The sequence below is a fragment of the Xanthomonas floridensis genome (assembly GCF_001642575.1).
GTDB classification, from domain to species: Bacteria; Pseudomonadota; Gammaproteobacteria; order Xanthomonadales; family Xanthomonadaceae; genus Xanthomonas; species Xanthomonas floridensis.
The window spans coordinates 221238-244924 of record NZ_LXNG01000055.1 but is presented as its reverse complement, the minus strand read 5'-3'; the positions used below and the strand labels follow the sequence as shown (position 1 = coordinate 244924).

The 23687-nt window shown below is 65.9% G+C and carries 19 protein-coding genes; 6 read left to right on the top strand and 13 right to left on the bottom strand.

Annotated elements, in window-relative coordinates; translation table 11 throughout:
• A partial coding sequence (locus A7D17_RS23480; RefSeq protein WP_153041879.1) for a leucine zipper domain-containing protein occupies window positions 1-288 on the bottom strand: 288 nt, incomplete at its 3' end.
• Between the two features lie 523 nt (window positions 289-811).
• Here A7D17_RS23480 and A7D17_RS20265 point away from each other — a divergent pair.
• The gene (locus A7D17_RS20265) at window positions 812-1636 is read left to right on the top strand and encodes an alpha/beta fold hydrolase (RefSeq protein WP_064510768.1); all 825 of its coding nucleotides are present in this window, start codon (window positions 812-814) and stop codon (window positions 1634-1636) included.
• 207 nt (window positions 1637-1843) lie between these two features.
• Here A7D17_RS20265 and A7D17_RS20260 read toward each other — a convergent pair whose 3' ends face one another.
• From A7D17_RS20260 to A7D17_RS20240, 5 genes are all read right to left on the bottom strand, one after another.
• Entirely contained in the window at window positions 1844-3472 is a 1629-nt protein-coding gene (locus tag A7D17_RS20260; RefSeq protein WP_064510747.1) for an MFS transporter, read from the bottom strand.
• A gap of 85 nt (window positions 3473-3557) precedes the next feature.
• Window positions 3558-5399: an amidohydrolase family protein gene (locus A7D17_RS20255; protein ID WP_161946562.1), complete on the bottom strand. Its 1842-nt coding sequence runs from the start codon at window positions 5397-5399 to the stop codon at window positions 3558-3560.
• A gap of 113 nt (window positions 5400-5512) precedes the next feature.
• Complete coding sequence (locus A7D17_RS20250) at window positions 5513-5941, bottom strand: DoxX family protein (RefSeq protein WP_064510745.1); 429 nt, start codon at window positions 5939-5941, stop codon at window positions 5513-5515.
• Window positions 5938-6594: a hydrolase gene (locus A7D17_RS20245; protein ID WP_064510744.1), complete on the bottom strand. Its 657-nt coding sequence runs from the start codon at window positions 6592-6594 to the stop codon at window positions 5938-5940. Before A7D17_RS20245 ends, A7D17_RS20250 begins: the two co-directional genes overlap by 4 nt.
• Entirely contained in the window at window positions 6591-7058 is a 468-nt protein-coding gene (locus A7D17_RS20240) for a helix-turn-helix transcriptional regulator (RefSeq protein ID WP_064510743.1), read from the bottom strand. Before A7D17_RS20240 ends, A7D17_RS20245 begins: the two co-directional genes overlap by 4 nt.
• Before the next feature lie 421 nt (window positions 7059-7479).
• Here A7D17_RS20240 and A7D17_RS20235 point away from each other — a divergent pair, with 421 nt between their 5' ends.
• The 4 genes from A7D17_RS20235 (at window position 7480) to A7D17_RS20220 (ending at window position 13429) form a co-directional block, all read left to right on the top strand.
• Window positions 7480-10581, top strand: a complete 3102-nt coding sequence (locus A7D17_RS20235) for a sensor histidine kinase (protein ID WP_064510742.1) — start codon at window positions 7480-7482, stop codon at window positions 10579-10581.
• The gene (locus A7D17_RS20230; protein WP_064510741.1) at window positions 10574-11215 is read left to right on the top strand and encodes a response regulator; all 642 of its coding nucleotides are present in this window, start codon (window positions 10574-10576) and stop codon (window positions 11213-11215) included. The genes A7D17_RS20235 and A7D17_RS20230 overlap by 8 nt, the downstream gene beginning before the upstream one ends.
• Before the next feature lie 415 nt (window positions 11216-11630).
• Complete coding sequence (locus A7D17_RS20225; RefSeq protein ID WP_064510740.1) at window positions 11631-12758, top strand: Cache 3/Cache 2 fusion domain-containing protein; 1128 nt, start codon at window positions 11631-11633, stop codon at window positions 12756-12758.
• Window positions 12759-12802: 44 nt separating this feature from the next.
• On the top strand, window positions 12803-13429 hold the full coding sequence (locus A7D17_RS20220; RefSeq protein WP_064510739.1) for a DUF8082 domain-containing protein: 627 nt from the start codon (window positions 12803-12805) through the stop codon (window positions 13427-13429).
• A gap of 185 nt (window positions 13430-13614) precedes the next feature.
• On the opposite strand, the gene A7D17_RS20215 is transcribed toward A7D17_RS20220, so the two are convergent.
• The 4 genes from A7D17_RS20215 to folD form a co-directional block, all read right to left on the bottom strand.
• A complete protein-coding gene (locus tag A7D17_RS20215) occupies window positions 13615-13977 on the bottom strand; it encodes a Rap1a/Tai family immunity protein (RefSeq protein WP_064510738.1) in 363 nt (120 codons plus the stop codon).
• A 299-nt stretch (window positions 13978-14276) separates the two neighbouring features.
• The gene (gene guaA, locus A7D17_RS20210; protein ID WP_064510737.1) at window positions 14277-15842 is read right to left on the bottom strand and encodes a glutamine-hydrolyzing GMP synthase; all 1566 of its coding nucleotides are present in this window, start codon (window positions 15840-15842) and stop codon (window positions 14277-14279) included.
• A 103-nt stretch (window positions 15843-15945) separates the two neighbouring features.
• Window positions 15946-17403: an IMP dehydrogenase gene (gene guaB, locus A7D17_RS20205; protein ID WP_064510736.1), complete on the bottom strand. Its 1458-nt coding sequence runs from the start codon at window positions 17401-17403 to the stop codon at window positions 15946-15948.
• Between the two features lie 103 nt (window positions 17404-17506).
• The gene (folD, locus tag A7D17_RS20200; RefSeq protein ID WP_064510735.1) at window positions 17507-18391 is read right to left on the bottom strand and encodes a bifunctional methylenetetrahydrofolate dehydrogenase/methenyltetrahydrofolate cyclohydrolase FolD; all 885 of its coding nucleotides are present in this window, start codon (window positions 18389-18391) and stop codon (window positions 17507-17509) included.
• A gap of 49 nt (window positions 18392-18440) precedes the next feature.
• On the opposite strand from folD, the gene A7D17_RS20195 reads away from it, so the two are divergent.
• The gene (locus A7D17_RS20195) at window positions 18441-18773 is read left to right on the top strand and encodes a DUF1244 domain-containing protein (protein WP_064510734.1); all 333 of its coding nucleotides are present in this window, start codon (window positions 18441-18443) and stop codon (window positions 18771-18773) included.
• 97 nt (window positions 18774-18870) lie between these two features.
• On the opposite strand, the gene A7D17_RS20190 is transcribed toward A7D17_RS20195, so the two are convergent.
• From A7D17_RS20190 to A7D17_RS20180, 3 genes are all read right to left on the bottom strand, one after another.
• Complete coding sequence (locus tag A7D17_RS20190) at window positions 18871-20721, bottom strand: monovalent cation:proton antiporter-2 (CPA2) family protein (RefSeq protein WP_064510733.1); 1851 nt, start codon at window positions 20719-20721, stop codon at window positions 18871-18873.
• 152 nt (window positions 20722-20873) lie between these two features.
• Window positions 20874-21767 (bottom strand): UTP--glucose-1-phosphate uridylyltransferase GalU, encoded by an 894-nt coding sequence (gene galU / locus A7D17_RS20185; protein WP_029220055.1) that lies wholly within the window; start codon window positions 21765-21767, stop codon window positions 20874-20876.
• The gene (locus A7D17_RS20180) at window positions 21767-23674 is read right to left on the bottom strand and encodes a polysaccharide biosynthesis protein (RefSeq protein WP_064510732.1); all 1908 of its coding nucleotides are present in this window, start codon (window positions 23672-23674) and stop codon (window positions 21767-21769) included. The genes galU and A7D17_RS20180 overlap by 1 nt, the downstream gene beginning before the upstream one ends.
• Window positions 23675-23687 lie beyond the last annotated feature (13 nt).

Sequence of the window (23687 nt, the reverse complement as noted above, 5' to 3'; positions counted from 1 at the left end):
CAACTGCTGGGCGATCTGCCGATACGTATGGCGTGCACGGCGCTGCGCGATGACCTGATCCACAACGTGCTTAGGCGTGGCATGGGGGCACTTGTGAGGCCGGGAGGTACGGTCAGTCAACCCTTCTTCCCCCTCTTCCTTAAAGCGCTTGAGCCATTTGTAGGCCGTTCGGACGCTGACACCGGCCGCATGCGCTGCTTCTTCCACGCGCAACCCCTGAACAAGGATGCGATCCACAAGCAGGGCTCGACCGCGAGGGCTCAAGCGGGCATGTTTATGCAGGTTCATCCGGGGCTCCTGGGGGCTGGGTTGGCTTGATAACCCCCATCTTCCAGAGATGCCCCGGATGAACAACCTACTGAGAGATCACATCTAGCCCGCCATTGCCCGGCCAGCGCCCGGTGTCTGCGCATGACTGCGGCCAATCGATCAAGCCAGGGCGGCTTTCGCATCGACCTGATCCGCATCATAGCGATTGAAGGGCGCAGAGCGCACGCAGATGCAATCTGCATTGCCAGTGCAAGCGGTCTACTGCCGGCATGCACCGGCGTGTCCTTCGCCTGCGTCGCTACAGGTGGCGCGCGCGCATGACCTGCACGGCGTCATGCGACCGCCGGGCTGCATGCCCTTGCCCACAGGAGTGTCTATGGATCCGTTCGAGGCGCCTCCGGCCGACGCCGGACGCCGCAACTTTCTCGTCTCCAGCACGGCCGCCGTGGCAGCGTTGTCGCTGCCCGTGTTTGCAACCGCCGCCGCTGCACCTGCCGTTCCCACCACCCCGCCCCACTCGTCTACCCACGGAGTCAACCCGATGTCCAATTTCGTCAAACGCCCCGATGGCGCCAACATTTTTTATAAGGACTGGGGCAAAGGCCAGCCGGTCGTATTCGCGCATGGCTGGCCGCTCAGCGGCGATGCCTGGGACCCGCAGATGCTGTTCATGGGTCAGCACGGCTATCGCGTGATCGCGCATGACCGCCGCAGCCACGGCCGCTCCAGCCAGACCTGGGACGGCAACAACATGGACACCTACGCCGACGATCTGGCGGCAGTGATCGACGCGCTGGACCTCAAGGATGCGATCCTGGTCGGCCATTCCACCGGCGGCGGCGAAGTGGCGCATTACGTGGGTCGTCACGGCAGCAAGCGCGTGGCCAAGGTGGTGCTGGTAGGCGCGGTGCCGCCGCAGATGGTCAAGAGCCCCACCAATCCGGGCGGCCTGCCGATGAGCGTGTTCGACGGCATCCGCGAGGGCGTGGCCAAGGACCGTTCGCAGTTCTACCAGGACCTGACCACACCGTTCTTCGGCGCCAACCGTGACGGCCACAAGGTCACCCAGGGCATGCGCGATGCGTTCTGGCTGCAGGGCATGCTGGGCGGCCACAAGGGACAGTACGACTGCATCAAGGAATTCTCCGAAGTCGATTACACCCCCGACCTGAAGAAGATCGATGTGCCGGCGCTGGTGGTGCATGGCGACGACGACCAGATCGTGCCGATCGATGCGTCGGCCAAGCTATCGTCCAAGATCATCAAGAATGCCGAACTGAAGATCTATGCCGGCGCGCCGCATGGGCTGACCATCACGCACGCCGATCAGTTCAACAAGGATCTGCTGGCCTTCGCAAAGGCCTGATTGCTGCAACAAGGCAACACTCCGGGCCGGCTCGCGAGAGCCGGCCTTTGTTTTTGGTTGATAGAGTGCGCCAGAGGCCAGACCAGGCGTTCGACTCACGTGCGACAGAGGCCGCGTGCATGCCGTGCGCCGCAACTTCTCGCGCGGCACAATGCCCGAAAGGGCGACACAACGTAGAGCGGATAGCAGAACTACTTCACCGCCCTGTCAGAGGTCCGAATGCGCATGCGGCGGCACGATCACGCCACTACCGCCGACGAAATGACGGACCACCGGAGCGCGCTCGCCCTGATGCAATGCGCGGATCTGCTCCTGCAGCTGGCGATCGTCGCCGGTGACGCGCTCGTGCTGGCGCAGGTGCTCCAGCCATGAGGCAACGATGAAGTATTCCAGTTGCACCCCCGGGATGGCCGCGTCCTCGGCAATGCCCCAGACCACCGCGCCATCGCGACGGCGCGCGGTGCCCAGTTGCGTCATCAGTTGCAGGAAACCCAAGCGCGCTTCGGCGGCAATGCGGTATTCCACCGTCACCAGCACCGGGCCCCGGTCATGCTGGACCGCATCCGCTTGCGCGGGCACTGGCCAGTGTCCGGCTGGTGCAAGATCCAGTTGTTCGGTGCCGGCGATGCGCGCGCGCTTGACCAGCAGCGCCGCAAGCACCGCGCCTGCGGCGGCGATCTGCAACGCGATTGCAATCGAGGTGCGCTGTGCCACTGCGCCCCAGAGCAACGAGCCTGCCGCCATGCCGGCCGAGAACACCACGATGTACAACGACAACGCGCGCGCGCGCACCCAGGCCGGCACCGCGGTCTGCGCGGCGATCTGCAACGAGGACAGCACCGTGATCCAGGCCAGGCCATTGACCACCATCACCACGCACAACACGCCGATCTGGCGCGACAACGCCAGGCCCAGCAGCGAGGTGGCGCAGACCAGCGTGGCGACAAACACCAGCAGGTCGCGGTCGTAACGGGCACGCAAGCGCGGCAGCAGCAAGGCGCCGCTGATCGCGCCGATGCCGATGCAACCGAGCAGGATCCCGTAGCTGCCGGCGCCCAGCTGCATGTCACGGCGCACCACCAGTGGCAGCAGGGCGGTCAACGCGCTGGCAAAAACAAAGAAGCCGGCCGCCTTGATCAACACCGCCTGCAGCCGGCCGGCACGTGCGGCATAGCGCAGGCCGGCACGCAGGCCGGCGCCGAAGCTTTCCGGCGGCAGTGCCGAGGCATGCGCATCGCGACGCCAGCGCCACAGCACCAGCAGCATCAATCCGAACGTCACCCCGTTGAGCAGAAACGCCCACGGTGGCCCGAACTGCGCCACGATCAGGCCGCCGATCGCCGGGCCGATCGACCGGGCGATGTTCATACCGATCGAGTTGAGCGCCACCGCCGAGGCCAGCATCGGGCGCGGTACCAGCTCCGAGACGATCGCCGCCTGCGCCGGCATCGCCATCGCCGCGCCCATGCCCATGGCAAAGGTCAGTGCGACCAGCACCCATGGCGTCAGTAACTGCAGGTGCGCAAGCAGGGCCAGCACACCGGCCACCAGCAACATCCAGCCCTGGGTCAACACTAGATAGCGGCGTCGGTCCACGATGTCGGCCAGGGTTCCGGCAACCAGCGCAAACAGCACCACCGGCAAGGTGGTGGCCGATTGCACAGCCGCCACCATCAACGGTGAACCGGTCTGCCCTGCCATCACCCAGGAGGCGGCAACATCGTTGATCCAGGTACCGATGTTGCTGCCCAGGATCGCCAGCCACAGGGCTCGGAAAATCGGTTCGCGCAGCGGTGCCCAGGCGCCGCCATCGGCAGGTGCGGCAGAAGACGTCATCGCAGCAAAACTCCAATCAACGGAAGACAACAGGCGCTGCGCAGGACGCCAGACGGCCGACATGCGCAGCGGAGCAACCGCACCATCAGAATGCGAAACACGCGCAGCCCAGCGCACCCCAGAATCCGCGCAGATCGTCGCTGGGCGCGGCATGCTGGGCGGCGTGCCGGTGCGGGCCGTGCGCAGAGCAACCATGGCCGCGCGCATGCGCAGCACTGGCCAGCCCGCTCACCACACCGCCCACCTGATAGCCGCCGAACCGGTTGACCGGCGACCAGTCCGGCAGTGCCCCAGGCAGCGCCGGCGCCAACGCGGCAAATTCGCCATCGGCATGCACCACCTGCCCGCCCAGCACCGTCAGCACGCTGGTGATATCGGCAATGGCGGCATCGTCGACACGGAAGTAGTCGTCCGACAACACGATGAAGTCGGCCAGTTGGCCCGCCGCCAGAGTGCCCTTGTGCGACTCGTCGCCAGAGAACCAGGCACTGCCCTGTGTCCACAGCCGCAAGGCCTGCTCGCGGTCGAGCAGGTTTTCCTCGCCATACAGCGCCAGCCCGCCCACGGTGCGGCCGGTGACCAGCCACGACAGCGCCACCCATGGGTTGTAACTGGCCACACGGGTGGCATCGGTACCGGCACCGACCGGAATACCGGCCGCCAGCATGCGACGTATCGGTGGTGTGTGCCGTGCTGCCTGCGCGCCATAACGCGCCACGAAGGCCTCGCCCTGGTACGCCATGCGGTGCTGCACGGCGATACCGCCACTCAAGGCGCGGATGCGATCGATATTGCGGGGGGTGATGGTCTCGGCATGGTCGATGAACCAGTGCAGGCCATCGAACGGTATGTCGGCGTTGACCTTCTCGTAGACATCGAGAATGCGCCCGATGCTCTCGTCATAGGTGGCGTGGATACGGAACGGCCAGCGTTTTTCCACCAGCAGCCGCACCACCTGTTCCAGCTCTGGTTCCAGTTCCGGCGGCAGCTCCGGCCGCGGCTCGCTGAACTGCTCGAAGTCCGCCGCGGAAAACACCAGCATCTCGCCGGCGCCGTTGTGACGCAGCAGATCGTCGCCCTTGCGCACCGGCAGCAGCTCGGTCCAGCCGCGGAAGTCGGCGACCTCCTTGCCCTTGTTCTGAGTGAACAGGTTGTAGGCGATGCGCACGCTCAGCTGACCGGCTGCGTGCAGTTGCTCGATGACCTGATAGTCCTCCGGATACGTCTGGAAGCCACCGCCGGCATCGATTACCGAGGTGATGCCCAGCCGGTTGAGTTCGCGCATGAAATGGCGGGTGGAATTGGCCTGGTAGTCCAGCGGCAGGCGCGGCCCCTTGGCCAGGCTCGCATACAGGATCAGTGCATTGGGCTTGGCCAGCAGCAGGCCGGTGGGATTGCCCAGCTTGTCGCGCTCGATGCGCCCGCCGGGCGGATCCTGCGTGGCCTTGTCGTAACCGCAGGCGCGCAACGCAGCGCGATTGAGCAAGGCGCGGTCGTACAGATGCAGCAGGAATACCGGGGTATCCGGCGCAATCGCATTGATTTCGTCCAGCGTGGGCAGGCGCTTTTCAGCGAACTGATGGGCAGTGAAGCCACCGACCACACGCACCCACTGCGGAGCCGGGGTGCGATCGACCTGCGCCTTCAGCATGGCCATTGCATCGGCCAGCGAACGCACGCCATCCCAGCGCAGTTCCAGGTTGTAACTGAGTCCACCGCGAATCAGGTGGGTGTGGCTGTCGTTGAGCCCGGGCAGCAAGCGCCGCCCCTGCGCATCGATGACGCGTGCGCCCTCGGCCATTGCCATGATCTGCGCATCGTCGCCCACCGCCGCGATACGCCCATTGGCCACCGCAAGCGCAGTGGCACCGGGCCGACGCGGATCCAGCGTGGTGATGCGTGCATTGCGAATGACAAGATCGACCATCGGCGGTGTCCTTGCAGCAGACGACGTCCCGGGCAGTGCGCCCAACGCAAGACCCGCAGCGGCGCCCTGCATCCACAGGCGGCGTCCGGGGCTGTGATCGTGTGCGCCGCCGGTCATGCCGCGTCGCGCCTGCGCAGTCCATCCAGCGACCATGCACCGCCACCGGCGGCCACCAATGCCAGCAGCACCAGCAGCCACATCAACGGATATTCCATACCGCCGTGCATCCAGAACCCGCCGTTGGGTACCGCCACCAGCACCGTGGTGGCGATAAACACCGCTGCCAGCGCAGCGCTCGCGCGCGTCCACTGGCCCAACAGCACGGCCAGCCCGGACAGCGTTTGCACCAGTGCCAGCAGCAACGGCAATGGTGCGGCAGCTAGAAAGCCGAACTGCTGCAATTCGGCGGCGAAGCCGGCCAGTCCCGGTCCGCCGAACCATCCCAGCAGCTTGCCCAACCCATGCGGCAGCAGGAACCCGCCGCCAGCGATGCGCAGCGTCAGCAGCGCTGCGGCAATGCCGCGCCGCGCGGATGCGTTCAATGGCCGCCTTCCTGCGCGCCGAACATGTGCTTGGCGTACTGGATGCCGATGCCATAGCCGCCAGCATGCGCGCGGGCGATGCCGGTGGTGAGGTCGTAGGTCTGCCCGCGCGCCCAATCGCGCTGCAGTTCCAGCAGGTACTGCACGCTGGTCATCGGCGCCGCGCCCGCCTGCACCATGCGCGTGACCGCGCGCTCATGCGCTTCATCGCTGACATCGCCGCAAGCATCGGTGATGACATAGACCTCAAAGCCCTGGTCGATCGCCGACAGCGTGGGGCCGACGATGCACACGCTGGTCCACAGGCCGGCGATCACCAGACGTCGCTTGCCGATGGCGTTGACGCGGTCGATCACCGCCTGGTCTTCCCAGGCATTCATGCTGGTGCGATCGAGGACCGGCTCGCCCGGAAAGATCTCCGGCAGCTCGGGAAACAACGGCCCGGAGAACGCGTTTTCCGCCACCGTGGTCAGGATCACCGGCACCTGGAAGCTCTTGGCCCCCTTGGCGATCAACGCGACGTTGTTGCGCAGCGCCGAGATGTCGATGGTGTGCGTGGCAAAGGCCATCTGCGATTGATGGTCGATCAGGATCAGCGTGTGATCGCCGGGCGACAGCAGGGCGTTGCCGGGGGCGGCGGTGGCAGTGGTCATGCGTGGTGCTCCAGGGAGATGGAATGGGAACGGCCGGCGTGCCGCAGCGCACGCGGCAAGGCCGTGCGGGTATCGGGGGCAGCCTGCGCAGCGAAGCGTGCCGGCGTGCAGCCGGTGGCACTGCGGAAGCTGCGTACAAAATGGCTTTGATCGAAGAAGCACAGATCGGTGGCGATCTGGCTGACGGTGTAGCGGCCTTCGCACAGCAATGCCTGCGCGCGTTCAAGCCGACGGCGGCGGAGATACGCCATCGGGCTGGCACCGGTCGCATCGCGAAAGACGCGCGCAAAGTGGAAGCGGCTCATGCAGGCGGCGGCAGCCAGCTGCGCCACGCCGGTGGGCTCGCACAGATGCGTCTCGATGTAGTGCAGCGCCCTGGCCACGGCACGTGCGCGTTGGGCATGCAATGCGGTCGCGCGACCTGCAGGCAGATCGGGGCAACCAGCGGCAATCAGACGTGCCATGCGGCGTCTCCGGGGGAATGTCGCCATGGTGCGACCAGCATCTCGAGCGCCCCACCCCTGATGGTGATGCGGTTTGGTCACCCTTTCGGGGGAGCGGCAGGCCCGCGATCAGAAGTGACCACGACTGCGACCGCAGCCGCGTTGGCCGCCACGCACGTCGGTGGCGCGGCCGGTTTCGAGCTTGCGGCCGATGACGCACAGACACTCGGTCGGCGAGACCAGCACATCAGGCGAACGCCACCGCGCCATAGCGCGACATGCAACGCAACGGATTCGCTACGCAAGCACGATCGCCACAGGCCGCGCGCAGTGCAGCGCATGCTGCTCCTTAGGTGTGGTCTGCGTACCCGATTTGCCGCGACGCGTCCCTCCCCCGAAAGAGGTGGTGGTGCTTCCCCCGATCTCGCCCGACAATGCTGCGATGCCGCATGAGACCGTCATTCGATCCCGCCTGCCGTCTCGCGTATGCGCGGCGGTGAACGTGCTGCTGTGCCTGTGCCTGTGCCTCTGCCTACTGCCAGCGCATGCGCGGGCGGGCGGCATCGCTTCCACGCGCGCGGGGCTGCTGCAGTTCCACCACACCGCCTGGAGCACCGAGCGCGGCGCGCCGGCCGACATCTGGGATATCCAGCAAGCCGATGGCGGCCCGTTGTGGCTGGCAACCGGGTTCGGCCTGTTCCAATTCGACGGTGAGCGGTTCGCTCGGCAGGCACCGCCGGACGGCGAAGCCTACGCATCGCACAACATGACCGCGCTATTGCTGGCAGCGGACGACACTGCGTGGATCGGCTATTTCAACGCCGGCATCGACCGATTGGCAGACGGTCACCTCACCCACTTCGCGCCCGGCAAGGACGTGCCCGACGGCATGGTGTTCCGGATCGAGCGCGATGGCAGCGGACGGGTGTGGGCGGCCATCGACGGCGGCCTGTGCTGGTTCGATGGGCAGCGCTGGCGGCGCGCCGGTGCCGACCGGGGCTACCCGCGCAGCCAGGCGCACTGGCTGCTGCGCGATGTGCGTGGCGTGCTGTGGGTCAGCGACGGGACGCAGATTCTTTCGCTGCGCCCGGGCGCGCACCGTTTTGAACCCAGCGGTCAGCCGGTAGGCGCCTACGTCACCCTGGCCGAAAGCCCGGACGGAGCGATCTGGGTGGCCGATCCGCACCGTGGCGTGTTCGCGTTGACCGATGGCAACGGCCGGGTCCTGCCCACCGCTGCCCGCACTACGCCGCAGTTTCCCGGACTGTACGCGCGGCGCATCCGCTTCATGCGCGACGGCGCGCTATGGGGCAGCGATTACGCGGCGCAAGGCCTGTTCCGTATCGCCCTGCCCACCTCGCCAACCCCGGTACTGGAACGCTTCGGTCCGGTGCAGGGCCTGACCTCGGCAACCGCCGGCCCCCTGCTCGAAGACCGCGAAGGCAATCTGTGGGTGGGCACCAATCTGGGCCTCAATCGCTTCCGGCACCGCGCCCTGTTGCCGTTGGCGCCATTGCTGCCGGGCCAGGCGATGGCGGTGGCCATGTTCGACACCGGCCAAGGCAGCTCGCCTCACCCTCTGCTGGCCAGCCTGCGCGATGGCCGACTGCTCGCGTTGAGCCGCGAACGGATCAATCGCCTGCAGCACGGCGCGCCGCCCGGCACCCTGGACGTGCCGCCCACCACCGGCGGCTGGGTGCTGGCCGAACACGCACTGCTGCGGCTGCAGGCTGGCCGTTCCCAAGTGGTGGCACTGCCGCAAGGCGTGACGCCTGGTGCCATCCGCGCCTTCGTCGTGGATCGCCACGCCCGTCCGTGGGTCTGCCCGGATGCCGGCGGCCCCCATATGTTCGATGGCAGCGCCTGGCAGCCGCTCGCCGGCTTGCAGGACACGCCCTGTTCGGTACTGGCCACCACCCAGGACGGCGGCCTGTGGATAGGCACCGTTAAGGGCGATGTGCGTGTGCTGCGAAACCGGCAGCTCACCCGTTACGGCGCCGACGACGGGTTGTCGGTGGGGCCGATCACTGCGATCTGGCAGCGCCCATCGCTCACGCTGGTCGCCGGCGACACCGGCCTGGCCGTGCTCGGCGCCGATGGCCGTTTCCGCCAGGTGGCCGACCAGGCCAACCCGCTGCTGCAGGGCATTACCGGCATTGCGCAGGATCGCCATGGCAGGCTGTGGTTGAACGGTAACCGCGGCGTGGTGCAGGTCGCTCAACGCGCGCTGCTAAACAGCGTGCAAGCGGGCATGGCAGGCCCCGCGTTGCGGCTATACGACTCCATGGATGGGCTGCCCGGGGTCGCCCAGCAGGCGACACCCGTGCCCACGGCGCTGGCCGCGGACGACGGCCTGCTGTGGTTCACCACCAACCAGGGCCTGGCCTGGCTGGACCCGGCGCAGACCTACCGCAATCCCACCGCGCCGGAAGTCTTCATCACCGAGGTGGTCGCCAACGACCGCCCCTACCCGCGCGAGGATGGTCTGCGCCTGCCCAAATGGACCGACCGCCTGCGCATTGGCTACGACGCGGTCAGCCTCACCCGCCCCGAGCGGGTGCGCTTCCGTTATCGCCTGGAAGGCGTGGACGCGCAGTGGCAGGACGCCGGCAACCGCAACGAGGCGTTCTATACCAATCTGGCGCCGGGGCGTTACCGCTTCCGCATCGCGGCCGCCAATAACGACGGCGTCTGGAACGAACGTGGCGACACCCTGGACTTCGTCATCGAAGCGGCCTTCGTGCAGACCTGGCAGTTCAAGCTCTGCGCCGCGCTGACCCTGGTCCTGATGCTTGCGATCGTGTGGCACCTGCGCACCCGCCATGTCGCCGGACGCCTGCGGGCACGCCTGGAAGAGCGCTACCGCGAACGCGAGCGCATTGCGCGCGAGTTGCACGACACATTGCTGCAGGGCACGCAGGGATTAATCCTGCGCCTGCACGCGGCCAGTCGCTCGCTGCCCTGGAACGACCCGCGCCGGCTGGAGCTGGAGCACGCGGTGGACCTGGCCGAAAACGCATTGGTCGAAGGCCGCGAGCGCGTCAACGGGCTGCGCGATAGTCATTCCTTGCGCGAAGACCTGGCCGCCGCCCTGCAGCGTTCGCGCAATGCCAGCGTGGCCCCGCCCGCCGCCGAGCTGCAGGTGCTGGTGGACGGCCACCCGGTGGCGCTGCGCCCGCTGGTGGCCGACGAGCTGTTCCAGCTGGGCCGCGAGGCGCTGGCCAATGCCGACCGGCATGCCGATGCGCGCCATATCGCGTTGGAACTGCGTTACGGTTCACGTGACTTCGTGCTGCGCATCCGCGACGATGGCTGCGGCCTGGATCCGGACGTACTGCACGGTCATGCACGCACCGGCCATTGGGGGCTGACCGGCATGCAGGAACGCGCGCAACGCATCGGCGCCAAGATGCAGCTGTGGTCGCGACCGGGCAGCGGCACCGAGATCCAGGTGGTGATACCCGCCCGCACCGCGTACGCCAGACCACCGCGCTGGTGGTGGCCATTTCGACACGCAAGATCCACGGAGAGCTTCGATGGCTGAGACGGTCAAACCGACCGATGTGCTGGTGGTGGACGACCATCCACTGCTGCGCGACGGGCTCAGCGCCATGCTGGCCGCCGAACGCGACATGCGCGTGGTGGGCGAAGCCGAAGACGGCGAACAGGCGGTGGCCTGCTACGCCAGCCTGCGCCCGGACGTGGTGCTGATGGACCTGCAGATGCCGCACGTGGATGGGGTCGAGGCGATCCAGCGCATCCGCCGGGTCGACCCTGCCGCCAAAGTCATCGTGCTGACCACCTATACCGGCGACGTGCGTGCGGTGCGTGCGCTGCAGGCCGGCGCCTGCGGTTACCTGCTCAAGAGCGCCCTGCGCCGCGAACTGGTGGACACCATCCGCGACGTGCGCCGCGGCCAGCGCCGGCATGTGCCGGCGTCGGTAGCCGAGAATATCGCCGCCCACGTCCTCGACGACGCGCTCTCCGCCCGCGAGACCGAGGTGCTGAGCCTGGTCGCCACCGGCTGTTCGAACAAGCAGATCGGCAACGCACTGACGATCTCCGAAGAAACCGTCAAGGCGCATATGAAGAACATTCTGGCCAAGCTGGGCGTGCGCGACCGCACCCACGCGGTGACCGTCGCACTCCGCCGCGGGATCCTGTCGCTGGAGACCTGAGCGCCCGGCAGCACGCGCCGGTCGACTGCTGGGAGCAATCGACCTGGTCTCGGCGCAGCGCATGCCCTCTCCGGAGCGCAGCTTGGTCGGTCCAGGGCAACGCGGCAGTACGTTGACGCACAGGTGCATTCACGCCGTCGCCCGCCTCTGCGACCTCCCGGGTCGTGGGCGCGCGCGCGACGCACGCACCGGGCCGGCAAACTTTGCAACGCGGTCGACCATTCTTGAACGCAAGGCGCATTGCGCGATCGACCTGCACTCTCAACTGGATCGGCTTGAGCTATCGTATGCACCGCCAGCGGCATGGGGGCCGCTTCAGCATCCTTGGTGACAGCCGATAAGGGCTACGTCCAACCGCCGCACAGGGCTGCGGCGGCAATCGATCAATCATTTAAACGCGTTCAGGGGAATTGCGATGCTTCGTCACTCTTTGCGGGTGCGCCTGCTGTTGCCGGTGCTGGCCTTGGTGCTGGTCGTGGTGGTGGCACTGACGGTCATTCTGGCCATTACCGAAGCGAACCGGGTCAAGTTCGAAGCCGGCGACTCGATCGAGCGCCAGTCGGTGTCCTTGCAGACCTTGTTCGCCGTCACCCGCTCGATGATGCTGGACCGCGTCAACTCCTCCATGCGCCAGCTGCGCAAGGAAGCCAACGCGCAGGGCGCGCCGAGCCTGGGCAACGAGATCCGCGTGGCCGACCGTAACGCCAACGACCTGCTGCTGGGCCAGCGCGGGCAGGCCAACGTCTTCACCATGCTCGACGACGTGACTGCCATCCACGAAGGCACCGCCACGCTGTTCTCGCGCACCGGCGACGACTTCGTGCGCATCTCCACCAACGTCAAGAAAGAAGACGGCGGCCGCGCCATCGGCACCGTGCTCGATCCCAACGGCCAGGCTGCAGCCAAGCTGCGTAACGGCGAAAGCTTCTACGGCGTGGTCGACATTTTGGGCAACCCGTACGTCACCGGCTACGAGCCGATCTTCGCCGGCAACGACAAGCGCGTGATCGGCGCCTGGTACGTCGGCTACAAGGCCGACACGCAGGCCCTGGAAAACGTGGTCAGCAGCCGTCGCGTGCTCGATTCCGGCTTCATCGCCGTGTTCGACAGCAAGAACAAGCTGCGCTTCCAGTCCACCACCGGTGCTACCACCGACACCGCCACCATCGAGCGCATCGTCAAGGACAGCCCGGACGACTGGGTCGTGACCAAGCAGGAAGTGCCCGATTGGGGCTTCACCCTGGTCTCGGCGTATCCCAAGAGCGACGTCAATGGCGTGATCGTGCGCCAGTCGCTGTGGATCGCCGGCATCGGCCTGTTGGTGTGCGCCCTGTTGCTTGGCCTGCAGTGGGCGCTGATCTGGAGCCGCGTGCTGCGCCCCATCCAGCATCTGACCACCGTGGCCGAAGAACTCAGCCTGGGCAAGTGGAACCACACCATCGACGAGGTCAACCTCAAGGATGAAATTGGTACTCTGGCGCGCGCCATCTCCCGCCTGTCCAACAGCGTCCGGTTGGCTATGGAACGCCTCAGCAAACGCTGAGCCGTTCCACCCGATTTCGTACCAGATGATGCAAGGAAGACGCCATGTCCAATGAATTCCGTCCGCTGATCGAGGTCCTGCGCGAGCTCAGGGCGCTGGCATTGAAGAAGGCGTCCGGCTTTCTGTTTGTCGTCACCGAAGAAAACCACTCCTGCATCGTCCGCATCAATGCCGGGCAGATCGAAGAGGTGGTCTTCCGCATGCTGCGCAACGATGAGGCGGTGCAACGCCTCACCATGGTGGGCGCTGCGAAGGCCCGCTTCCAGGCCGACCCCGGTGCCGGCCTGGGCAAACCCTCGCTGCTCAGCGACGACTCGCGTCAGTGGTTGATGGGCGGCTTCGAACAGGATCTGGGCGGCGCCCCTGCCCCGGTGCGTGCCGCCGTGGCACCCGCGCCGGTGGCGGCTTCACCGGTCGCAGCCGCCGCGCCAGCACCCGCGCCGTCAGGCAACGCCAGTGTCGGCGCTCCGGACGATCGGGTACGCGATGCCCTGGAAAAGGTCGCGCTGAACTATCTCGGGCCCATCGCCGGCATGCTCTGCGACGAAGCCTGGGAAGCGTCCAGCGATGTCGAGCAGGTGCTCAGCCAGCTCGGCGCCAACCTGGCCACACCGCAGGAAGCGCAGAAGTTCATGGCCGACGCACGCACGGCATTGGCACGCGTGCGCTGAGGCAATAACGCCGCCGCACGCAGCACTCACCGCGTTGTGCAAGACTGGCGCGCGGCAAGACAGCACCGCCCCGCAACTCGTCGTAGTCAGGCCGAATCGAGCGCTCCAGGCATGCGCCCTCCGGCCTTGGCCCGACCGCATCGCTTGCGCATCACCACGTTGCACCCAAAAGCGGGCGCGTCCGCTCAACGCTTGGCCGCACACGGAAATGCCTGTGCCAGCGCCTCGACCACGAGCGTCGCGGCGCTTTGCTGCAGGCGTTCGGCCGGCAGGCTACGTTGATAGGTATAGACCCGATCGACCAACTCGTGCGGAAGAATCTGCCCTGCCCCGCACCAGCGTACACCGCTAGTGGTATCCGCCACTCCGGAAACATACGCGTTGGCGCGGGTGCTCGACAGCTGGCGGCGCAGCTCGTCCCCGCGCGACGCATCCCCCAGCTTGCCTTCCATCGCCTGCATCAGCTCGGCTCCGCTAACGATCCAGTCGCGCCTGGCCTCGGCCGAGGCCGCCGATACACTCGGCACCGATGCACAGGACGCCATCATTGCCAGCGTCCATAAGCTGCGGCAAGCAGTAGTCGGAATCATGCGATTTCGCCCCAAACGATCAGCAGGGTGCAGCCAGCTGCCATCTTCCCAGACTGCGGCATTCGCATCGTAGCGTGGCGGGGCCACCAAGCGCGATGGCGCCCGTCGACCGCAGGAGTGGGCGCTACGCGCTACCTTCGGTCTGTGCCGCACTCGGCCACGCACGCCTCAAGTCAGAGGTCGACAAAGAAGAGAGCATCGCGCAAACCTGCCGCCCATCACGACATAGGCGCTCGACGCCGCCCTTGTCGTTCACGTCACTCCCACTCGATCGTCGCCGGCGGCTTGCCGGAGATGTCGTAGACCACGCGCGAGACGCCGCGCAGTTCGTTGATGATGCGGTTGCTCACCGTGCCGAGGAAGTCGTACGGAAGGTGCGCCCAGTGCGCGGTCATGAAGTCGATGGTCTCCACCGCCCGCAGTGCGATCACCCATTCATACGCACGCGCATCGCCGACCACGCCCACCGACTTGACCGGCAAAAACACCGCAAATGCCTGGCTGGTCTTATCGTACAGATCGGCCTTGCGCAGTTCGTCGATGAAGATCGCATCGGCCTTGGCCAGCAGTTCGGCGTACTCACGCTTCACTTCGCCCAGGATGCGCACGCCCAGGCCCGGGCCCGGGAATGGATGGCGATAGACCATGGTGCGCGGCAGGCCCAGCTCCACACCGAGGCGGCGCACTTCGTCCTTGAACAGTTCGCGCAGCGGTTCGACCAGGCCCAGCTTCATGTGTTCCGGCAGGCCGCCCACGTTGTGGTGGCTCTTGATCACGTGTGCCTTGCCGGTCTTGCTGCCCGCCGACTCGATCACGTCCGGATAGATCGTGCCCTGCGCCAGCCACTTGGCATTGGCCAGTTTGTTGGACTCTTCGTCGAAGATATCCACGAACAGGTTACCGATGATCTTGCGCTTGGCTTCCGGGTCGCTCACGCCTTCGAGCTTGGCGAAATAGCGGTCGGCCGCGTTGACGCGAATCACCTTGACGCCCATGTGCTCGGCAAACATCGCCATCACCTGGTCGCCTTCCTGCCAGCGCAGCAGGCCGGTATCGACGAACACGCAGGTCAGCTTGTCGCCGATCGCCTTGTGCAGCAACGCGGCAACCACCGACGAATCCACACCGCCGGACAAACCAAGGATCACTTCGTCATCGCCCACCTGCGCGCGCACGCGCGCGATCTGGTCGTCGATGATGTTGGCCGCCGTCCACAGCGTCTGGCAGCCGCAGACATCGACCACGAAGCGACGCAGCAAGGTCTGGCCCTGCAGCGTGTGGGTGACCTCGGGGTGGAACTGCACGCCGTACCAGCGCTTGTCCTCGTTGGACATCGCCGCCACCGGAATGCGGTCGGTCACGGCAGTAATCGTGAAGCCGGGCGGCACCTGCGACACGTGATCGCCGTGGCTCATCCACACGTTCAAGCGCGATGCGCCGGCATGGTCGGTCAGGCCGGAGAACAGCGCATCGGCCGCGACGACATCCACCTCCGCATGGCCGAATTCGCGTTGATCGGCCGCTTCGGTGGCGCCGCCCAGCTGCGCAGCCAGGGTCTGCATGCCATAGCAGATACCGAACACCGGCAAACCGCTGTCGAACACTTCCTGCGGCGCCACCGGCGCGCCCGGCACCGTGGTCGATTCCGGCCCACCAGACAGAATGATGCCCTTGGCACCGAAGCCGGCAATCTCGGACGGATCGTGATCCCAGGCCCAGATCTCGCAGTACACGCCGATTTCGCGAATGCGCCGCGCGATCAACTGCGTGTACTGCGCGCCGAAATCGAGGATGAGGATCTTGTCGTTATGGATGCTGGTCATTGAGAGCCGGGAATCGAGAATCGGGAGTGGGGAATGGCAACAGCTATCGGACGAGGAAGCGGCGGGCTCTTACGATTCCCGATTCACGACTCCCCATTCCCGATCATCCAGCGCGATAGTTCGGCGGCTCTTTGGTGATCTGCACGTCGTGCACGTGGCTCTCGCGCTGGCCGGCGCCGGTGATGGTGACGAACTTCGGCTTGGTACGCATCTCTTCGATCGTGGCGCAGCCCACATAGCCCATGGTTGCGCGCAGGCCGCCGATGAGCTGATGGATGATGCCGCCGACCGAGCCGCGATACGGCACACGGCCTTCGATGCCTTCCGGCACCAGCTTGTCGGCGTCGCTGGAATCCTGGAAATAGCGATCCTTCGACCCCTTCTCCATCGCGCCCAGACTACCCATGCCGCGGTAGCTCTTGTAGCTGCGGCCCTGGAACAGTTCGACTTCGCCGGGCGCCTCTTCGGTGCCGGCCAACAGGCCGCCGACCATCACCGTCGACGCGCCAGCCACCAGCGCCTTGCCGATATCGCCGGAGTAGCGGATGCCGCCGTCGGCGATCAACGGAATGCGGTCCTGCAATGCTTCGGCCACCATGTCCACCGCGGTGATCTGCGGCACGCCCACACCTGCAACCACGCGCGTGGTGCAGATCGACCCCGGGCCCACGCCGACCTTGACCGCATCGGCGCCGGCATCCATCAACGCCAATGCGGCATCGCCGGTGACGATGTTGCCGCCGATCACCTGCAGCTGCGGATAGGTCTTCTTGACCCAGGCCACACGGTCGATCACACCCTGCGAATGGCCGTGCGCCGTATCGACGATGACCACGTCCACGCCGGCAGCCGCGAGCAGCTCGATGCGCTGTTCGGTATCGCCACCGACACCGACCGCCGCACCAACCAGCAAACGCGTGGACGCATCCTTGGCAGCATTCGGGTTGTCGGTCTTCTTCTGGATGTCCTTGACCGTGATCAGGCCGCGCAGCTCGAAGCTGTCGTTGACCACCAGGATCTTTTCAATGCGGTTGCGATGCAGCAGCTCGAGCACTTCCTCATCGCTGGCGCCTTCGCGCACGGTGATCAGGCGATCCTTCTTGGTCATGATGTGGCGGACCGGATCGTCGAGCTTCTTTTCGAAGCGCATGTCGCGGCTGGTGACGATGCCGACCAGTTCGCTGCCGTCCACTACCGGCACGCCGGAAATGTTGCGCGCGCGCGTCAGTGCGATCACTTCGCCGATGGTGGTGTCCGGGCTCACCGTAAACGGCTCGGTGATCACGCCCGACTCGAACTTCTTGACCTTGGCCACTTCGGCCGCCTGCTGCGCCGGGGTCAGGTTCTTGTGGATGATGCCGATGCCGCCCAGCTGTGCCATGGCCACGGCCAGGCGGTGTTCGGTCACCGTGTCCATCGCGGCCGACAGGATCGGCAACTTCAGACGCAGATCGCGGGTCAGCCGGGTTTCCAGGCTGACATCCTTGGGCAGGACGATCGAATGAGCGGGGACGAGCGAAACGTCGTCGTAGGTGAGAGCTTCAGCCTGGATGCGGAGCATCGGCGGACCCGAGTTTGGGGAAGCGCGACATTTTACCCTCAAACCGGGCGCGAGGACACAGCCTTCACGCCTCACCGCCGCAATGCTGCGTTACACCGACCGCTCAACCGGCGGCGTCAGCCGCTTCCAGGGTGTTCTGCATCAGCGTGGCCACCGTCATCGGCCCCACCCCGCCCGGCACCGGGGTGATCCAGGCCGCGCGCCTCGCTGCCGCATCGAAGCCGACATCGCCAACCAGGCGTCCGTCTTCCAGGCGGTTGATGCCGACATCGATCACCACCGCACCCGGCTTGACCCACTCGCCGGGAATCAGTCCGGGGCGGCCCACGGCCACCACCAGAATGTCGGCATTGCGCACGCTGGCCTCCAGCACATCGGCCGGGGTGAACTTGTGGCAGCTGGTGACCGTGCAACCGGCGATCAGCAGTTCCAGGCCCATTGGCCGACCCACGTGGTTGCTCACGCCAACGATGGTGGCATTGCGCCCGCGCACCGGCTGGTCGGTGTGACCCAGCAGGGTCACGATGCCGCGCGGCGTGCACGGGCGCAGGCCGAATTCGCGCAATGCCAGATGCCCCACATTTTGCGGATGGAAGCCATCCACATCCTTGCGCGGATCGATCCGCTGGATCAGCCGATTGGCATCGGGAATGCCCGGTAGCGGCAGCTGGATCAGGATGCCGTGGATCTTGGGATCAGCGTTGAGCTCGTCGATCAATGCCGCCAGCTCTGCTTCGCTGGTGCCCTGCGGCAGGTCGTAATCGAACGCTTCGATACCGACCTTTTCGGCCGCGCGGCGCTTGTTGCGCACATACACCGACGACGCGGGGTCGCCACCCACCAGCACCACCGCCAGCCCGGGCCGGCTCTTGCCTGCCGCAATCCGCGCATCTACCCGCAACTTCAATCCGTCGAGCAACTCCTCGGCAATACGCCGTCCATCGAGAAGGCGGGCCGAAGCGGAGGCAGCTGGCGCGGAAGCGGTCATGGGGCGTCAGGTGTAGAGTCGAAGGCCGTCTATTGTCCCCGATTCCGCCATGACCGACACCACTTCCATCACGACGTCCGACAGCGATGCGGCCACCACCGCCATCGAAGCGGCCGCATTCCGCCGGCTGCTGCAGCATCTCAATCAGGAGCGCACCGATGTGCAGAACATCGATCTGATGATCCTCGCCGGCTTCTGCCGCAACTGCCTGGGCGACTGGTACCGCGAAGCGGCCGAAGCGCAGGGGCAGCCGATGAGCAAGGAACAGGCGCGCGAGGCGGTCTATGGCATGCCGTTCGCACAGTGGAAGCAGCAGCATCAGAAAGACGCCACTCCCGAACAACTCGAAGCATTCGCTGCGGCTCAGCGCAAACACGGCTGATCGCTGGCTCTGTCCGCTGGCATCGCGCCATGGCCGGGATGCCAGCGATGACGATCCTGATTGGGGGCGGTCGAGAGGACCCGAGCCTTCGCGTCGTTCAGTCCCGCACGCTCGGCTCTTGACCAGCCACGGCCGCCGCTTCGCGGTTGAGCGAGCGGCTCTCCCGGCGCGGCGGCGTAAACGGCGTGGGCCTGGGCACCGTCGGCGTGATATTGCCGTACATCAGTCCTGCCCCGGCACGCACGTTGCCTGCCGCGATCTCCAGGTCCAGGCGCTCGGCGTCGCGACGACGGATCTCGCGCGCGATCCTGTCGGCCTCATCCTCATCCACACCCAGTTCGACCAGCGCGGCCTGACCGAAGAGCACCGCGGACTCGAAAGTCTCGCGAATCTGGTAATCCACGCCGGCGGCAATCAGCTGCAGCGAATGCTCGCGGTCGAACGAACGCACCAGCAGGCGCGCATGCGGAAACTCGCGCGTGGCCAGTTCGACGATGCGGTTGGCTGCCTCGCGATTATCGATGCAGACCGCAATCGCCCGCGCGCCATGCGCGCCGGAGGCATGCAGCACATCCAGCCGGGTGCCATCGCCGTAGTAGATCTTGAAGCCGAATTCCTCCGCGCTCTGGATCATCTCGATGTCGTTGTCGATGATGGTCACATCCACGTCGCGCGCGAGCAGCGATTGGCTGGCCACCTGTCCGAAGCGGCCGAAGCCGATGATCAATACGCTGCCGGTCTGGCCGCTGGCCGCGTCCACCCCATCCAGCGACACCTCGGCCGGTGGTGTCAGGCGCCGCTGCAGCAGCACGAACAGCGGCGTCAGCGCCATCGACAGCACCACGATCGCGGTAAGGCTGGCATTGACCTGCGCGTCGATCACGCCGGAGGCGGCGGCCGCGGCGAACAGCACAAAGGCGAACTCGCCGCCCTGCGCCATCAACACGCCGCGGTCCAGCGCCTGGCGGTGATCGCTGCGCATCAATCGCGCCACCGCATAGATGCACACGGCCTTGCCGAGCATCAGCGCCAGCACGCCGGTGACGATCAGCCGCCAATCGGCAACGACCACACGCAGGTCCAGGCTCATGCCCACGCCAAGGAAGAACAGCCCCAGCAGGATGCCGCGGAACGGCTCGATATCCGCCTCGATCTGGTGGCGGAAGGTGGATTCGGACAGCAGTACGCCAGCCAGGAACGCCCCCATCGCCATCGACAACCCGCCCACCTGCATCAGCAGTGCCGCGCCCAGCACCACCAGCAATGCGGCCGCGGTCATCACCTCGCGCGCCTTGGATGCGGCCAGGATCCGGAACAAGGGATTGAGCAGCCAGCGGCCGGCCACCAGCAGGCCCACAATGCAGGCCAACCCGATGCCGATGTCATGCCAGCGCTGCGACGCCACCTGCGGGTCGCCGCTGGCCCCCATCCAGGCCACGATCGCCAGCAACGGGACGATCAGCAGATCCTCGAACAGCAGGATCGCCACGATCTTCTGTCCCGGCTGCAAGGCGACATCGCCGCGCTCGGCAAGCAACTGCATCACCACGGCGGTGGAGGTCAGCACGAACCCGGACGCGGCAACGAAGGCCACTGCGGGCGCGAACCCCAGCCCGATAACGCCAATGCCGGTCAGTACCAGCGCACAGAAGCAGATCTGCAAGGTGCCAAGCCCGAAGATTTCCTTGCGCAGGCTCCATAGATGCGAGGGCCGCATCTCCAGCCCGATGACGAACAGGAACATCACCACGCCCAGCTCGGCCACGTGCAGGATCGCCTGCGGGTCGTCGAACAGGCCCAGCCCGAAGGGGCCAATCGCAAGGCCCGCCGCCAGGTAGCCGAGCACCGAGCCCAGGCCCAGCCGTCGGAACAGCGGGATGGCGACCACCGCCGCGCCCAGCAGGGCCACCACGTTGATCAGGTCACTGGAGTGCGCAGTCTGGCTCATGCCCGGATTCTAACGACACCACTGCACTGCCGCCCTGCATCTGCTTGCTTGATTGCGGCAGATCTGTGTATCGGGCCACCCTGCCCGATCGATGCCCAAAACGACGAACGACGCCAGAAGGCGTCGTTCGCGATACCACGATGCCGGAGCGATCAGCCGCGCGCGTCGGCCTTGGCCAGTGCTTCGCGAATGATTTCCTTGGCCGGGCCGCCATGCTTTTCGTGCTCAAGCGCGAAGTGCACGGTCGCCTCGATCAGGCCGATATGTGCGCCGCAATCGAAGCGTCGGCCTTCGAAACGGAAGGCATCGACCTGCTCCTTCTTCAGCAGCTCGGCAATTGCGTCGGTCAGCTGGATTTCGCCACCTGCACCCGCGCCAGTGGACTCCAGCAATTCGAAGATCTTCGGGCTGAGCACGTACCGGCCAACCACCGCCAGATTGCTCGGCGCCACTTCCGGCTTGGGCTTTTCGACGATGGCGTTGATGCGACCCTTGCGGCCGTCGAAGGCATCGGTGGAGACGATGCCATAGCTGGCCGTCTTGTCGTGCGGCACATCTTCCACGGCGATGACGCTGCCACCGGATGCTTCCGCCACGTCGGCCATCTGGGTCAACGCGGCATCGCCACGGTTCCACATCAGGTCGTCGGGCAGCAGCACGGCGAACGGCTCATCACCGACCACCGCCTTGGCACACAACACGGCGTGCCCCAGGCCCAGCGCTTCGGCCTGCGTCACGAAAATGGCGCGCACGCCTTCCGGCAACGCATGACGGACCAGTTCCAGCTGCTCCAGCTTGCCGGCACGCTCGAGCTTCTGCTCCAGCTCGTAAGCCTTGTCGAAGTAGTCGGCAATGGAGTGCTTGTAGCGGTTGGTGACGAAGATCAGCGTATCGCAGCCAGCCTGGATGGCCTCGTCGACAGCGTATTGGATCAATGGTTTGTCGATGATTGGCAGCATTTCCTTCGGCACCGTCTTGGTGGCCGGAAGAAAGCGGGTCCCAAGACCTGCGACGGGGAATACGGCCTTGCGAATGCGCTGACTCATTACAGTCTTCTGACCTCACGTGCGGGGAATGGAACGACCGTATCAGATCGCGCGTCGACTTTCCGTCGAGCAGCCGCGAAATCTGGCATCAGGCTGCCCAGCACAGTCTCCATCGCCTTGATGTCATAACGATTAACCGCTTCGCGCAGGCGGGTCACCAACTGCAGCACCTGCTCGTGCGAGAACTCGCGCACGCCGGCTTCCAGGATCTTGGGATGCGCAGTAGGCCGGTAGTCCTCGTCGGAATAGAACAGGGTCTCATGCAACTTCTCGCCTGGTCGCAGGCCGGTATAGAGGATGGCCACATCCTTGCCCGGCTGCTTGCCGGCCAGGCGAATCATCTGCTCGGCCAGCAGCCGGATCGGCACCGGCTCGCCCATGTCCAGCGTGTAGATCGCCCCATGCGAGGCGGAAGCCGCAGCCTGGATCACCAGCTGGCAGGCCTCGGGAATGGTCATGAAGTAACGCGTCACATCCGGGTGCGTCACCGTGACCGGGCCACCCTGGCGGATCTGTTCGCGGAACAGCGGCACCACGCTGCCGGCCGAGTCCAGCACGTTGCCAAAGCGCACCGTGATGAAGCGCGTCGGTGCATCGCGTGCGTCAAGACTCTGGCAGATCATCTCCGCGTAGCGCTTGCTGGCGCCCAGCACATTGACGGGCTCGACGGCCTTATCGGTGGAAATGAAAACGAAGGTTTCGATACGCGCCCGCTGGCAGGCACGCGCCACGTTCTCGGTGGCCAGCACATTGTTGCGCACCGCCTCACGTAGCTGCTCTTCCAGCAGCGGCACCTGCTTGTAGGCAGCGGCATGGAAGACCGCGTCCGGGGTCGCCGTGTTGAGCGCATGCGCCACCACGGCCGGATCGCCGCAATCGCCGAGTATGCGCACCACCTCGATGTCCGGAAACAACCGGCGCAGATCCGAGTCGATGGTGAGCAATGCCAGCTCGTCGATCTCCAGCAGCACGATCCGGCGCGCACCATGTCGGGCGCACTGGCGGCAGACTTCCGAACCGATCGAACCACCGGCACCGGTCACCATCACGGTCTTGTTGGTCAGCCAGTCGCGGATCAGCCGCCAGTCGGGGGTGACGGGCTTGCGATTGAGCAGGTCCTCGATGGCGACCTCTTTCAGTTCGCCGGGCAGCGAGCGCCCTTCCAGCACATTGATCAGCTTGGGCACCATCCGGAACGGCAGGCCCGTGCTTTCGCAGATCGCCACCACGCGCTGCATGCCGGAAGCATCCAACGACGGTATGGCAATCACCAGCAGCTTGGCGGCGGTTTCCTTGGCGATCGACGCGGCCTGATCAAGGTTTCCCAGCACGTTGAGGCCCTGGATCTTTGCGCCATGCAGGTTATTGGCATCGTCCAGGAAGCCGACCGGCACAAACGCACCGGTGCGGCGTAGATCGCGAACCAGACCCTCGGCAGCACGACCGGCACCCAGGATCAACACCCGCTGGGCGGCATCCCCGGAGTGCGCGATCTGGTAGTCCTTCCAGGCGCGGTACAACAGCCGCGGCGTGCCAAGCAGTGCCGACAGGGCAAATGGATAGACCACCAGCACCGATAACGGCACCCCATCCAGCCGGTCGTACGACAGGGCCAGCACGATCGCGACCAGGCCGAGGAAACTCGATTTGAAGATGTTCCACAGGTCAGGCACGGAAGCGAACCGCCACAGTCCCCGGTACAGCCCCATCTTCCAGAACACCAGGCCCTGTGCCACGAGGACCACAGCGGTGCGCCAATCCCAGAGCGGCAACTCAGGCGCGTCGCGCAACATCGAGTAGCGGCCGGCATGCAGCAGCTGCCAGCACACCCAGACCATTAGCAGGTCGTGCACCACAACGGCCGCCTGCGGCAGCGCCTTGGTCAAACGGTCACGCCAGGAAATCATAAAAATCCATTAC